The organism is Rhodococcus sp. NPDC127593 (assembly GCF_042671975.1).
Taxonomy (GTDB): domain Bacteria; phylum Actinomycetota; class Actinomycetes; order Mycobacteriales; family Mycobacteriaceae; genus Rhodococcus_F.
Window position 1 is genome coordinate 23752 of the sequence record NZ_JBHXWI010000054.1, and the last position, 12956, is coordinate 36707.

The window sequence follows — 12956 nt, forward strand, 5'->3', positions numbered from 1 at the left end:
CGCCAGGCGATGGTCAGGGGTTGACGGAGAGGAACACGTAGGCCGCCAGCAGTACCAGGTGGACGCCGCCTTGGAGGCGGGTGGCACGGCCGGGGACAACCGTCAGCATGCCCACCACCACGGTGATGGCGAGCAGCACGACCTGGGTGGGACCGAGGCCGAGCAGGAGTGGGCCGTCCAGCCAGATCGACGCGACGGCAATGGCCGGGATGGTCAATCCGATGCTGGCCATCGCCGATCCCAGGGCCAGATTCAAGCTGATCTGGATCCGGTTTCTCTGCGCCGCCCGCACCGCGGCGAGGGTTTCCGGCAGAAGCACGAGCAACGCGATGACCACACCGACGATGGATTGTGGCAATCCGGCATCCTCGACCGCGTCCTCGATCGCGGGGGACTCGACCTTCGCCAATCCCACGACTGCGCACAGCGCCAGCACCAGCAGGGCGAGGCTCATACCCGCCATCCTGCTCGTCGGGGGTGCGGCGTTCTGGCCATCGGCGTACACAGGTTCGTCGGCGATGACGGGCAGGAAGAAATGCCGATGCGGTCCGGTCTGGGTGAGGACGAACATCCCGTACAGAACCAGCGAGGCCACCGCCGCGAATATCAATTGAGCCGAGGAGAATTCAGGGCCTGGCCGGCTCGTCGTGAAGGTCGGCAGCACCAGGCTCAAGGTGGCCAGTGACGCCACCGTCGCCAGTGCCGCGCCCGTACCCTCCGCATTGAACAGCGCGAGTCCGTATCTTCGTGAGCCGACGAACAGCGACAACCCCATGATTCCGTTGACGGTGAGCATCACCGCCGCGAATACCGTGTCGCGCGCAAGCGAGGCCGTCGTCGGGCCACCCGAGATCATCAACGTCACGATCAATCCGACCTCGATGACGGTGACGGCGACAGCGAGAATCAGCGATCCGAACGGCTCGCCAACCCTGTGTGCAACCACCTCGGCGTGATGAACAGCTGCCAGCACTGCGCCAACCAGCACCACCGCCACGACGAGCACCAGAACGGTGCCGATGTCTCGGCCCCAGGTGACGCCCAACACCGCAACGGAGACCGGTGGTACCACCAGCGGCCACTCCGCAGTGACCGACCGCCACCCGAACGCCATGATTAGACCTTGCCAGCTCTATCCGCTCGGGTGGACCGCAATGCGGAACCCGCATCACCCATCCGCGGCGGTCCAGCGGTGAGTTATGTCCGGGCCGCCTGGGTTCGGGTGAGTGCAGCCTGCGTCGCAGCCTCGACTGTCATCACGATGAAATCGCGTCGGCGCGAGTCCCGGTCGCGACCACGCGGAAGTGGTGTCGAAAACAGCCGGTCTGCGGTCTGCATAGCTACCCGTCCGTCGACGAGCGTGATCACTGTGATGAGGAGTTCCTCGGCGTCGCTCTCGGAAAGTTCGGAGACCGCGTCACGTGCGCCGGCGACTATCGCCTGAGTGTGCTTATGTCGCGACGCTTCCGCCAGGTGCCTCGAGCTCGAGTCCCTCCCAGAAATTGACGCGGTCGGCGCCGGAACAGTAATTCGCGGTGCAGCCCTCGAGTGGCTCGAGCACGTGCCGCAGATTCATGTCAGAGGAGCGAGGTACCTTCTCGTTGCGACGAAAGAGGTCGCCACTCACACTCACGAATCCGAGGCATTCCGGCTCGGGTGGATACGAGGTGCATCCGCGCCTCGTATCTCGAGAGAGTGGCGACCTTTCTCGGCCCGCCACCCTCTCGCTACTCGTGATTCTCATGGTCTGCATGAGGGCATTCAGCCGTGCCGGATCAGGATCAGGCCGGCTCGGCAGCGATCCGCCCCGATTTCACCGCGGCGACCAGGGTTGCGTGATCGGCTTCGGTTTGATCGGCGTAGCCGACGGCGTACCGTCCGATCACCTCGTCCAGTTCCGTGTCGTTGGCGAAGTAGCCGGCGAGCACCCGTGGATCGAGCGAGCGGGTGTGTGCACGGGCGAGCAGGGCGCCGGCGAGCCGGCCGTAGTCGTCGAGATGGTCTTGCTCCAGACCGGTTGGATCGATGTCCCCTTTGAGGTTTCGGAACTGCCGCACGATGTACGGGAGGCCGTCGACGGTCGTCCAGCCCAGCAGAATGTCCGATTCCGCCTGCACCAACCGGGCGCCGTGCACTATCCGCTTGCCCTCGTGTTTCGGCTCGTCGACCGGTAGATACGCCGACAGTGCGGACGGCCGGGCCTGTTTCAGTTGAAGGACGAGCACCTCGTCCCCATTACCGTGCAGCAGGGCGATGTAACTGCGCAGACCCACGCTGCCGGTTCCGACGATCCGGAACGCGACGTCGGACACGGCGAATCGGGTGATCAGATTCCGGCGAGACTCGCGCAGCGAGTCGACATACAGTTCCAGACCATCGGTCACGGCATCGGCCGTTGCGTGGTCGACGTGGGTGAGGACCGGAGGATCATCGATGAATCGCCGTCGGCGGATCCCGGTCTCGTGATCTTCGAGGTGGGCGGTCCACTTCGCCGCCACCTTCTCGCTGGTATTGCGTCGCGCCTTGTGCGCGGCCTTGTCGAAGTCGTCGAGCAGAGCGTCGGCCTTTGCCCGCTCGAGCACCGACTTGTCCGGTAGTGCATTCCAGGACTGAAGAAATGGCAGTTCGGCGAGATCGCGGATGGTGCGCCGATACGATTTGACGGCGTCTTCGGCGGCCTCGATGCAGCCGTTCTCGGACACATCGCCTTCGCGTCCGGCGAGGACCAGGCTTGCGGCGAGGCGTTTGAGATCCCATTCCCACGGACCTGGGAGGGTCTCGTCGAAATCGTTGATGTCCATGACAATTTGACCGTCCGGTGTCCCGTACAGGCCGAAGTTGGCCGCATGAGCGTCACCGCACAGCTGTGCTGTCAATCCGGTAACCGGAGAGGCGGCGAGGTCGGCTGCCATCAGGCCGGCGGCGCCGCGGAAGAAGGCGAACGGGGAGGCGATCATCCGCCCGATTCGCAGCGGGATCAGATTCGCGAGCCTTCCCTCGTTGCCGGCCTCGACGAATTCGAGCACATCTGGCCGTCCTGCGCCGACCGCGGCGCTCTCGTGCGCACTGGACGGCACGGTGGCCTGCAATGCGTCGCCACGCGCGAAGACGTCGTCCGCCTCGATCTGAGTTCGCAGGTCGACGGCTCGGGCTCGATTCTTCGTCACCTCGGCGACACTATCCCAGGCCCTGTCACCGTGTACCTCGTCAGCGTTCGCTCGTGCTGCCGTATCGCCAGGACAGGGCGCCGCCTTCGCCACACGACATTGTGGCGGCCGAGTGGTTATGCTTCGGTTTCCGGTGGTCGGCAGCATCCGGCGCCGGAGACGCGTTCCGGCGGCAGGCCGTGCCGCCGGGCCTTCTTAACGGAGGAACCCATGTCCGCTGAATCCGTCGCCGCCACCCCCGAGTCCTCCGGCGGCCACATCCGATTGACGTCACACAGCGGCGGTGTCGGGGCCCTGCCGATCCACTGGGGAGCACCCTCGGCGTCCGAGCGCGGGCCTGTGGTCGGCACCACCACCAACCGCGCCCACCGCAACGTGATCGGAACGCACAGCGGTTCGTACAGCATCTACCGGGCACTGGCGGTGGCGTCGGGCGCGCTGTCGCGCCATCACAAGGCCGACCTCACCGATACCGCGCCCACGAACATCATCGGCCCGTACCCGCAGTGGAGCGAGCCCGGCAAGATCGTGAGCCTGGACCCGTGGGGTGCCACGGTGGCCGAGGTTTTCGCCGCCGAATTGGCGGCTGGTCACGACATCCGCCCCAGCATCGCCGTAACCAAGGCACACGTGATCCTGCCGGAGGTCATGGAGGCCATCCAGAAAGGTCGCCTGCACCCGGACGGCCGCTTCCTGCTGCCCAGCGGTGCTGCGCTGGTCACCAAGGCGGCGATCGAACCCGTCTGGCACCTGCCGGGTGTGGCGGAGCGCTTTCACTGCAGCGAGGCGGATCTGCGCCGCGTGCTGTTCGAGGAGACCGGCGGCATGTATCCCGAGCTCGTGACCCGCTCGGACCTCGAAGTGTTCCTGCCCCCGATCGGGGGTCAGACCGTGTACATCTTCGGCGACGCGCGCGACCTTGCCGATCCTGGGGTGGAGCTGACCGCACGCGTACACGACGAGTGCAACGGCTCGGACGTGTTCGGTTCCGACATCTGTACCTGCCGCCCGTACCTCACGCATGCGATCGAGGAGTGCATCCAGGGTGCGCAGCGCGGTGGCGTGGGCTTGGTGGCGTACTCCCGCAAGGAGGGCCGTGCGCTCGGTGAGGTGACCAAGTTCCTGGTCTACAACGCGCGCAAGCGCCAGGTGGGCGGCGACACGGCCGACCAGTACTTCGCCCGCACCGAATGCGTGGCCGGCGTGCAGGACATGCGCTTCCAGGAAATGATGCCCGACGTGCTGCACTGGCTGGGCGTCAGAAAGATCCACCGCCTGGTCTCCATGAGCAACATGAAGTACGACGCCATCACCGGCTCGGGTATCGAGGTCGGGGAGCGGGTGGACCTCCCCGCGGATCTGATCCCGGCCGACGCGCGCGTGGAGATCGACGCCAAGATGGCGGCCGGCTACTTCACGCCGGGCTTGGTGCCGGATGCTGTGGAATTGGCGAAGGTCAAGGGCCGGGAGCTGGACGGATGAGCGTGATCGGCGTCGGTCCCGTCCTGGACACGGTGCGGGCGGAGGGTGCAGCCGCGGCACTACGTACCACGTCGGCCGTGCGGGAACGCGCGCGACAGCTGCTGTTCCGTGCGCGCGAGGGCGATTCGCTCTGGTTCGGCGTCGACGACGACGCGTTGCAGACGGCCGCCGCCGAGGTCGTGGACGTCACGCGTGCCCGCTATCCAGACCTGAAGATCCCGTACCACAGCCGGTGGCGTCATTTCGAAGCCGGCGGCGTGGACCGCAAGGCCGAGCTGGATGCACGGCTGACCGCGCTGGACTCGCCCGACCGCGCCCGCGCCATGATCGACCTGGCGGTGGTCAGCGTGCTGCTCGATGCAGGAGCCGGTCCCGACTGGCAGTACCACGAGGTTGCCGGCGGGCAGCGCTTCGGCCGTTCCGAGGGCCTGGGTGTCGCGAGCTGGCACGCGTTCCTTGGCGGCCTGTTCTCCAGCGACGCGGCGCACCCGCTGCAGGTCGATGCGGCCGGACTGCGCAGTCTGGACACGGACCGGCTGGGCGAGGTGTTCCAGGCCGGCCCGTCCAATCCGTTGGTAGGTCTCGAAGGTCGCGTGCTGCTGCTGCGACGGCTGGGCGACGCGCTCGCCGCGCGGCCCGAAGTGTTCGGCCAGCACGGCCGGCCGGGTGGCCTGTTCGACCTGCTGGTCGCGCCGCAGGGTGCGGCCCCGGCGACGGTCGCGGCCCACGACATCCTGTCGGAGCTCCTGACGTCGCTGTCGGGCATCTGGCCCGCGGGCAACGCCATCGGCGCCGAGCCGTTGGGTGACTGCTGGCGTCACGACGCAGTGGCCGGTCCGGGGCTGACCCAGGGCTGGATGCCGTTTCACAAACTGTCACAGTGGCTGAGCTATTCGTTGCTGGAGCCCTTCCAGTGGGCGGGCGTTCAGGTGGTCGGGTTGGACGAGCTGACCGGCCTGCCCGAATACCGGAACGGCGGTCTGCTTCTCGACACCGGCGTGCTCCGCCTGCACGATCCGGCCTGGGCTGCGCAAACCTGGACGGCGGGCGACGAATTGGTGGTCGAGTGGCGCGCGCTGACGGTAGCGCTCCTGGACGAACTGGCCCCGCTCGTGCGCGCACGCCTGGGCGTGGATGCCGGAGAGATGCCGTTGGCCTGCGTCCTGGAGGGCGGCACCTGGGCGGCGGGCCGTGTGCTGGCACAGCGCTCGCGTGGTGGGCTGCCGCCACTGGCCGTGGTCAGTGACGGCACGGTCTTCTAGAACGAAACGAGGACGAATACATGGGCACGGTACACGTGATCGACCACCCGCTGGTGCAGCACAAGCTCACGATGATGCGCCGTAAGGACGCTTCCACCAACAGCTTTCGTCGACTCGCGAACGAGATCTCCGCGCTCATGACGTATGAGGTCCTGCGCGACATCCCGATGCAGGAGATCGATGTCGAGACACCGCTGGAGTTCACGACCGGCAAGGTCATAGACGGCAAGAAGCTGGTCTTCGTCTCCATTCTGCGCGCGGGCACCGGCATCCTGGACGGCATGTTGACAATTGTGCCGGGTGCGCGCGTCGGCCATATCGGTCTCTACCGCGATCCCAAGACCCTCGGAGCCGTGGAGTACTACTTCAAGATGCCCGGCGATCTGCAGGAGCGCGACGTGGTGGTAATCGATCCGATGCTGGCCACCGGCAACTCCGCCGTGGCGGCGGTGGAGCGGCTGAAGGAATGCGGTCCCAAATCCATCAAGTTCGTCTGCCTGCTGACCTGCCCCGAAGGCGTTGCCGCCCTGCACAAGGCGCATCCCGACGTCCCGATCTACACCGCCGCCGTCGACCGCCAACTCGACGAGCACGGGTACATTCTGCCCGGCATCGGGGACGCCGGCGACCGCCTCTTCGGCACCAAGTAGCAGACGCGGTCGTCACCGGCAGGTCACGGGGCGGTTGTTTCCGGCGCCTCGAGTTCGGTGTCCGGGGGTGTGGGGAACCGTAGCGTGAGCGCTGTCTTGATCTCGATGTGACGCAACAGGAAGGCACGCTCGTCGAGCCGTTTGCGCCGCAGCCAGCCGGTGACTTCGTCGTTGCATTTACTGGCGTTGCACGAGCCGCAGGCCGGGGCGATGTTGTCGAGTGTGTAACGCCCGCCGCGGGACAGTGCCTGCACGCAGTCGCGTTGCAGCGGCTTGTCGGTCGCGCCGCAGTACGCGCAGCCACCCCACGCCTCGGTGAGCGCACTCCACTGCTCGGCGGTGAGGTCGTGCTCGACACTCTCCATCCGACGCTTGCGTTTACGGGCGCCCCTGGCCCTGCGACTCCGGTTGACCGCCATCGCCCCAGCGTAGGACTCGGGACGGGTCGGCCGGCGACAGGGGCACGCTCTGCTCGAAGCTGAACACGTTCTCCGGGTCGTAGCTGGCCTTGACCTCGCGCAGCCGCTCGCGGTGGGAGCCGTAGTACTCGCGTTCCCAGTCCGATGCGGCGGCGTTGGGCACGTTGACGTAGGCGCCGTCGCCGTATGGGCGCAGCGCGCGCCAGAAGTCGGCCGCCCAGCCCAGTGCCGTCGAGTTCAGGGCGGGGTCGTTCCAGGCGGCGCCCGGCTCGCAGTAGAACAGCGCATCGCGGTGCGGGAACGCGGACCCGCCGGGCGGCGCATGCCGCACGGCCCCGCCGAAGCTCGAGCAGAAGAAATTGCTCGGCGGGCTGGGCGTGTTGCCCATGTAGTGGACGATCAGCTCGATCGCCTCGTCGGGGAACGGCCGGGTGACGAACTGGGAGTAGAACTTCCAGAGGGCGACGTCGTTCGGCCCCCTGTCGACCTCGCCGTACACGGTCGGCCAGGCGCCCTCCGTCACGGTCACGTCGGGATTGCCGATCGTCAGCAGCGAGCGCAGGTGGTCCTCGAGTTCTCGCCGCGAACCGCCGTACAGCAGCGCAGACAGCTCGACCGCCGTGGAATCCACCTCGAGCGCGCTGGTCAGCCGCTCGTCGGCCACCGGCGCGTCGCGCTGCCAGGCGCGAAGCACGGCGCCCAGGTCGCCGTGACCGGTCCACCTCGCAACCAGGAATGCGACGTTCGAGAGCTCGTGCAGACTCAACGTGTAGGACGTCGCAATCCCGAAATTGCCGCCGCCCCCACCGCGGCACGCCCACAGCAGGTCGGAGTTACTGTGCTCGGTGGCCTCCACGACCTTCGCCGAGCGCGCGCCGTCGGCCACCACCACCTCCGCGGCGAGCAGGTTGTCGCACGCCATGCCCATGCTGCGGGTCAGTAGTCCGAAGCCACCCCCGAGAATCACACCACCGAGACCGACGCCGCCCTCCGAGCCGGTCGGAACGACGAAGCCGCGTTGCCCGAGCGCCGCGACCGTCTCCTGCTGCGTCAGCCCCGTCCCGACCGTCGCCGTGCGCGCCGCTTCGTCGATCACGATGCTCTTCATCCGACTGACGTCGATGACCAACCCACCGTCGATCGACGACCAGCCCTCGAGGCTGTGGCGACCGCTGCGGGCACGCAGGGCGATGCCTTCCTCGCGAGCCCAGCGGACCGCGTTGACCACGTCCTGCGTGTCACAGCAGAACACGATCGCCTCGGGGTAGCGGGAATACAGGCGATTCCACCCGACCCGCGCCGCCTCGTAACCGGAATCGCCGGCACGCACCACGTCACCGGTGAGCATGGCGGTGGCGGCGCGGAGGGGCTTCACCTCTCGGTCAGTGCGAGAAGACATCGGCGTCTCCCGGCTCGGTGTCCAGTACCTCGCGTTTGAAAATCAACAGGTAGGCGAAGTACAACCCGCCCGCGAGGAGCAACCCGACCGCAATCAGGATTGAGGTCAGAGCCGTCGAGGGCGACACGATCACGAACAGCACGACAGCCGACCACACGAGCGCACCGATCGCGATCGGCAGCTCGAAGCGCCCGAGATCGAACGCGCCCTCCTTACGGTCCAGTCGCCTCCGTACCGCAAGATAGAGGACGATTATCGCGCCGTAGAGGACCGCCGAGATGACCGTCCCTACCGTGAGCAACTCCAGCAGTGCGCCACCCGGCAGCACGGCCATCAGGACGACCCCCACGACGACGATCAAGATGGTCGCCGGAATGGGGGTCTGCGTGCGCGGGTTGACCCGACGCATCAGCCGGTAAGCAGGGAAACGTGCGTCGCGCGACATCGCGAACACCATCCGCGAGCAGGTGGCCAGGGTCACCATCCCGGCGCCGAAAAATGCGAACGCGATCGCGACCAGTAGCGTCCTCTCCATCACCGGACCCAGCTGATCGCGCAGGATCGCCGCCACCGGCGTCTCACTGGCGCTCACCCTGGGGATGTCCTTGATCGCGATCGTGAGCGCGATCAGGAACACCAGTCCCAGCACTGCCGCCGCCACGACCGATCCCACGATCGCGCGCGGGACGCTGCGAAACGGATCCTTGGCTTCCTCAGCCATATTCGCCGCGGAGTCGAAGCCCACGAGCGTGGCGAGCCCCATGATCATCGCGGCCATCAACCCGCCGCCGACAGCGAAATAGTTGGGGGCTCCCTCGGTGATACCGCGGGAGGTGAGGTTGCCGACCGAGCCCTCGCCGGTGATCGCCACAGCGACGAAGAGCCCGATCGCCAGCACCACCACGATCACCAGTTCGAGCCCCACCGCGCCCGACGTGATCAGGCCGACGAGGCGGGTGGAGAACACGACGAGCACCGCCTGAACAAGTACCACTACGAGCGTGATCACCCGCGCCGTGTCCTCGTCGGGCTGCATGCCGAACAGCGGCATGAGTGCGGAGCTTGCCATCGCATTGTCGACCGTCACCACGCCGAGCGCCAGGTAGCAGAAGGTCAGCCAACCGAACAACCAGCCGACTTTCGGGTTGGCCAGCCGCGAGGCCCATTGGTAGGAGGAGCCACTGAGTGGGATGCGGGCCGCGAATTGGGCAATCACCAGCGCCACCAGGGTCTGCCCCAACGCCACGATGACCCAGAGCCAGATCCCCACCGGACCGGCGTCTCGAAGTACATCGTCGTAGGTGCCGAAGATCCCGACCGCCACCGAGATGAACGCGAACGAGACCGCGAACACCTGAAAGGAGCCCAGAGTTCGCTTCAGCTCCGGCTTGTAGCCGCAGTCTTGACATTCTTGATCGGCGATTTGCGCGCCCATCACGTTTTCTGCCGTCATCTGGGCCGCCTCACGTTCGATCGGAATGCGGAGAAGTTGAATCGCGTGAAAAAAACCGGTCACTACGAGACCCGTTCCGCGATCAGGACGAGACTGGTCTGTTTCATCGTCCTCCTCGCGGATGCGGATGTCATCGATGGTTCGTCTTTCTAAATACTCCGAAAGTGTGCACGGCACGCCTTCGCACACGTCTCGGCCGCCGAGGCCAATGGCCCCGGTGGCCGCGAGACTGTGCTGGAGATCCTGAGTGAGTCGGCGTCGAACGAATGTCACATCCAGGGCATGTCGGGATCGAGCGGGTGGGAGATCACCCCGTCGTCGGGCTCGAGGGGGTAGTTGACCTGGTGGATGGTGGCGGCCTGCTGGGAGTTCACGGAAGCGGCGGCGGGGCCGTAGAGGGTTGTGCCACCGGGCTCGACCAGGGTGGTGCCGGGCTCGACGAGGGTCACCTGCGGGGGCACGTCTTCGTCGGGGGCGTCGCAGGCGACCATGGGCCATGCGTTTGCGCAGCCGATACGGTCCCTGACCTCGACCTTGTACGGGGAGAGTCCGGATTCGGGGGAGACGACTTGCGGGAACGTCGACTGGGCGGGTGCGGCGGCGGCGGTGGCGCTCTGGGCCATGAACATTCCCAGTCCGAGGGCGGTGCCCGTTGCGGCTGCTGCGGCGATGCGTGTCTTCGTCGAGTTCATTGCGTTGCTCCTGAGTGTGGTGTGTGGATTTCCGTGTCCCTTGTGGACGAACACCAGTCTTCGCCGTTATGGGGGTCCGGCAACGCCCCCTGATGGGGTGGTGGGCCATCCATCCAGGGGTGGACGTTTGCACCCCGGGGGGTGTTCCGAAGGCGTGAAGAAACAGGTGGCTTGCCGCGGTAGCGGCGTCAGAGATAGAGGTCGACGAGGGTACTGATCACCGACCAGTGCGTGGTTCGTGCCCGCACGGTCCTCAACTCGGGGTAGACGATGCGGAAGGTGCGCGCGAGGGCGACGCTGAGTCCGCCGGTGATATCGGGGAGTCCCGATCGGGTTCCGGTTGCGAGGATGCCGTCGAGCGGCGGATAGGCGGCCAGTCGCTCGACGATCGGGTCTACCCGGAGGCTGGGGCCGAGCTCGCGGAACAATCCGATGTTCTCCTGTAAGCCTCTGGTGATCGGCAGGTCGGTGGATTCGACGACGTGCCGGTGCTGGGCCGCCGCGCTCTCCTGCGCGACGAGGAGCAGGTCGTAGAGTTTCGCGGTGACGACGTCGTCGAATCGGTGAAAGTCGTCCTTGACGACGCCGAGGGTGGCGACGTCCCGGAAGATGTCCGCGAACTGGTCGAACGTCATCAGCGTCCCGTGGTTTCCGACGTCCGCACGTTCCATGAGGTGATCATCCTCCGAGATGCGGTCACAAATCCGACGAACCGCGCGCACAGGGTGTTCGTTCCGGAATCCCGTTGCCCGGCACGACGTCCTGCGTCCGGGCGAGTGCTGCCCTTACCGGGCTGCGGACGTGAGAATCTTTCACGCGTGGTCTGCGCATGGGTTGTGCAGGACCACGAACAGCGAGTACAGCGAAAGATATGACGTCGACGAAGTGGACGCGGTGGTTGCCGTTGGCCGCCGTCGCGGCGCTCGTCGTCGTGCTCGCGGTGAGCGGGATGGTTCCCGTCTGGCCGGGTCTGCTGCACCTGGTCGCGCTGCCGCCGCTGGATCAGTTCGCGGACCTGCGACTTCTGGTGGTGCGTACCGCCTCCTGGCCTCAGTTCCTGGTGTTGCTGGCCGTGGTGTCGGCCGTGCGGGTCGTGCTGATGGCCTGGCTTCTCGGTGGGCTCGATGCGCGACGCCTCCGTTTCGCCGCGGTGTTCTACGCGACGGCGTTCGGCCCCGTCCTTCTGGCGACGCTCGGTGACGCGACCGCCTACGCGACGCTGTACTCGCGGGCGTTCTGGCCGGCGGTGGCGCTGATCGGACTGCTGGTCCTGATACTCGGCCCGGTCCCGTGGCAGGGCGGGGTCACCCTGCGCGGGGCGATGGCGCGGGCGTGGCGCCGCGGCCTGCGGATCGAGGTGATGGTGCCGTACTGCGCGGCGGTCCTCGGGCTCGGCGCTCTGGCCGACCGGGTCCCGGCCCTCACCGCACTGCTCGTGCCGGTCTCGGCTGCGGCGACGGGACTGACGGTGTGGGCGATGGACCGTGCGCCGGTCACCCGGCCCGTCGCGGCGCTTGCTGCCGTGCTCGTCGTGGTGACGGCGGCGTCGGTGATCTTTGTTCGGACACGAGGCTACGACGATCCGGAACCCGGGTCACGACAGGCCGGTTCGCTGTTCCTCCTGTCCGGAATCAATTCGCGTTCGGGGCAGGGGAGCATCCACCGGGCCGACGTGCACCGGCTGGGTTACGAATGCGATCAGGTCTACTACTTCTCCTACGCCGGCCCCGGTGACGGGCAGCCTCAGCGCGACTCGACGTGTCCGATCAGATCGGGGGCCCCGTACGAACCTGCCGACACCCAGCGCCCCGTCGAGGAACAGGTCACCTTGTTTGCCGAACAGACCGCGAACCTGCAGCGGCCGTTGACCGTTGCCGCACATTCCCATGCCGGCTGGATTGCGTGGGAAGCGGTCGCGACGGGTCGGGCGCGGGTCGATGTGCTGGTGCTGGTGGGTGTCTTTCCGGAAACCCCGCTCGGCTTTCCGCCTCCGGATGTCGACCGACGGGGCAGGGTGTTCGGCGACCTGTTGCGGTGGGCGGCGCCCGTGACCGACATCGTCTTCTTCCACTTCGACCCCGACACACCCGCGGCGCGGCAACTGCTCGGCACCGCGGGCAGCGCACAAGCCATTCTCGGCGAGCCGCTGCCCGGGGACGTGCGTGTTCTGACTATCACCTCGGCTGCCGATCTTCCACTGATGCCGCACGGCTGGCGGCTGGACGTCGAACGCAATGGCTGCCCGGTCCGCGCCGCGCACTCGTCGCTGCCCACATCGGCTGCCTTCGACGACGAGGTGATCCGGTTCCTGGGCCACCGGGATCCTCCACCATGCCCGATGTGGCGGGACTGGGGTGCGGTCGTGATGCAAGCGTTCGGGGTACCGCCGAGTGCGAGCTGACAGGCACCGGGGCGCTTCAGCTGTCCGGATC

11 protein-coding genes are annotated in these 12956 nt (G+C 66.9%); 4 read left to right on the top strand and 7 right to left on the bottom strand.

All coding sequences use genetic code 11. The features are described from left to right. Window positions 1-13: 13 nt before the first annotated feature. Window positions 14-1114, bottom strand: a complete 1101-nt coding sequence (locus tag ACFVJ3_RS37515; protein WP_378456871.1) for a calcium:proton antiporter — start codon at window positions 1112-1114, stop codon at window positions 14-16. A gap of 667 nt (window positions 1115-1781) precedes the next feature. Further along, complete coding sequence (locus ACFVJ3_RS37520) at window positions 1782-3167, bottom strand: DUF2252 domain-containing protein (protein ID WP_378456872.1); 1386 nt, start codon at window positions 3165-3167, stop codon at window positions 1782-1784. Window positions 3168-3377: 210 nt separating this feature from the next. On the opposite strand from ACFVJ3_RS37520, the gene ACFVJ3_RS37525 reads away from it, so the two are divergent. Genes ACFVJ3_RS37525 through upp form a run of 3 tightly spaced genes read left to right on the top strand, consistent with a single transcriptional unit; the run spans window position 3378 to window position 6561 of the window. Next, the gene (locus ACFVJ3_RS37525) at window positions 3378-4649 is read left to right on the top strand and encodes a GTP cyclohydrolase II (RefSeq protein WP_378456873.1); all 1272 of its coding nucleotides are present in this window, start codon (window positions 3378-3380) and stop codon (window positions 4647-4649) included. Next, complete coding sequence (locus ACFVJ3_RS37530) at window positions 4646-5911, top strand: URC4/urg3 family protein (RefSeq protein ID WP_378456874.1); 1266 nt, start codon at window positions 4646-4648, stop codon at window positions 5909-5911. The genes ACFVJ3_RS37525 and ACFVJ3_RS37530 overlap by 4 nt, the downstream gene beginning before the upstream one ends. 20 nt (window positions 5912-5931) lie before the next feature. After that, complete coding sequence (gene upp / locus ACFVJ3_RS37535) at window positions 5932-6561, top strand: uracil phosphoribosyltransferase (protein ID WP_005246597.1); 630 nt, start codon at window positions 5932-5934, stop codon at window positions 6559-6561. 23 nt (window positions 6562-6584) lie between these two features. Here the strand turns inward: upp and ACFVJ3_RS37540 are convergent, their stop codons facing one another. The 5 genes from ACFVJ3_RS37540 to ACFVJ3_RS37560 all read right to left on the bottom strand — a co-directional run bounded on the left by ACFVJ3_RS37540 (window position 6585) and on the right by ACFVJ3_RS37560 (window position 11195). Next, on the bottom strand, window positions 6585-6926 hold the full coding sequence (locus ACFVJ3_RS37540) for an HNH endonuclease (RefSeq protein ID WP_378456913.1): 342 nt from the start codon (window positions 6924-6926) through the stop codon (window positions 6585-6587). Between the two features lie 13 nt (window positions 6927-6939). Further along, on the bottom strand, window positions 6940-8379 hold the full coding sequence (locus ACFVJ3_RS37545; protein ID WP_378456875.1) for an FAD-binding oxidoreductase: 1440 nt from the start codon (window positions 8377-8379) through the stop codon (window positions 6940-6942). Beyond that, complete coding sequence (locus ACFVJ3_RS37550) at window positions 8363-9832, bottom strand: APC family permease (RefSeq protein WP_378456914.1); 1470 nt, start codon at window positions 9830-9832, stop codon at window positions 8363-8365. The genes ACFVJ3_RS37545 and ACFVJ3_RS37550 overlap by 17 nt, the downstream gene beginning before the upstream one ends. Window positions 9833-10101: 269 nt before the next feature. Continuing rightward, on the bottom strand, window positions 10102-10524 hold the full coding sequence (locus ACFVJ3_RS37555; RefSeq protein WP_378456876.1) for a hypothetical protein: 423 nt from the start codon (window positions 10522-10524) through the stop codon (window positions 10102-10104). A 188-nt stretch (window positions 10525-10712) separates the two neighbouring features. Beyond that, window positions 10713-11195, bottom strand: a complete 483-nt coding sequence (locus ACFVJ3_RS37560) for a DUF1931 family protein (protein ID WP_378456877.1) — start codon at window positions 11193-11195, stop codon at window positions 10713-10715. A gap of 200 nt (window positions 11196-11395) precedes the next feature. Between ACFVJ3_RS37560 and ACFVJ3_RS37565 the strand changes: the two genes are divergently transcribed. Continuing rightward, the gene (locus tag ACFVJ3_RS37565; protein ID WP_378456878.1) at window positions 11396-12925 is read left to right on the top strand and encodes a hypothetical protein; all 1530 of its coding nucleotides are present in this window, start codon (window positions 11396-11398) and stop codon (window positions 12923-12925) included. Window positions 12926-12956 lie beyond the last annotated feature (31 nt).

What these genes read in the sequence shown, in the direction of transcription:
- ACFVJ3_RS37515 (WP_378456871.1), bottom strand. Translation starts at nt 1,114, where the DNA reads ATGGCGTTCGGGTGGCGGTCGGTCACTGCGGAGTGGCCGCTGGTGGTA.
- ACFVJ3_RS37525 (WP_378456873.1), top strand. Translation starts at nt 3,378, where the DNA reads ATGTCCGCTGAATCCGTCGCCGCCACCCCCGAGTCCTCCGGCGGCCAC.
- ACFVJ3_RS37530 (WP_378456874.1), top strand. Translation starts at nt 4,646, where the DNA reads ATGAGCGTGATCGGCGTCGGTCCCGTCCTGGACACGGTGCGGGCGGAG.
- upp (WP_005246597.1), top strand. Translation starts at nt 5,932, where the DNA reads ATGGGCACGGTACACGTGATCGACCACCCGCTGGTGCAGCACAAGCTC.
- ACFVJ3_RS37540 (WP_378456913.1), bottom strand. Translation starts at nt 6,926, where the DNA reads ATGGAGAGTGTCGAGCACGACCTCACCGCCGAGCAGTGGAGTGCGCTC.
- ACFVJ3_RS37545 (WP_378456875.1), bottom strand. Translation starts at nt 8,379, where the DNA reads ATGTCTTCTCGCACTGACCGAGAGGTGAAGCCCCTCCGCGCCGCCACC.
- ACFVJ3_RS37550 (WP_378456914.1), bottom strand. Translation starts at nt 9,832, where the DNA reads ATGACGGCAGAAAACGTGATGGGCGCGCAAATCGCCGATCAAGAATGT.
- ACFVJ3_RS37555 (WP_378456876.1), bottom strand. Translation starts at nt 10,524, where the DNA reads ATGAACTCGACGAAGACACGCATCGCCGCAGCAGCCGCAACGGGCACC.
- ACFVJ3_RS37560 (WP_378456877.1), bottom strand. Translation starts at nt 11,195, where the DNA reads ATGGAACGTGCGGACGTCGGAAACCACGGGACGCTGATGACGTTCGAC.
- ACFVJ3_RS37565 (WP_378456878.1), top strand. Translation starts at nt 11,396, where the DNA reads ATGACGTCGACGAAGTGGACGCGGTGGTTGCCGTTGGCCGCCGTCGCG.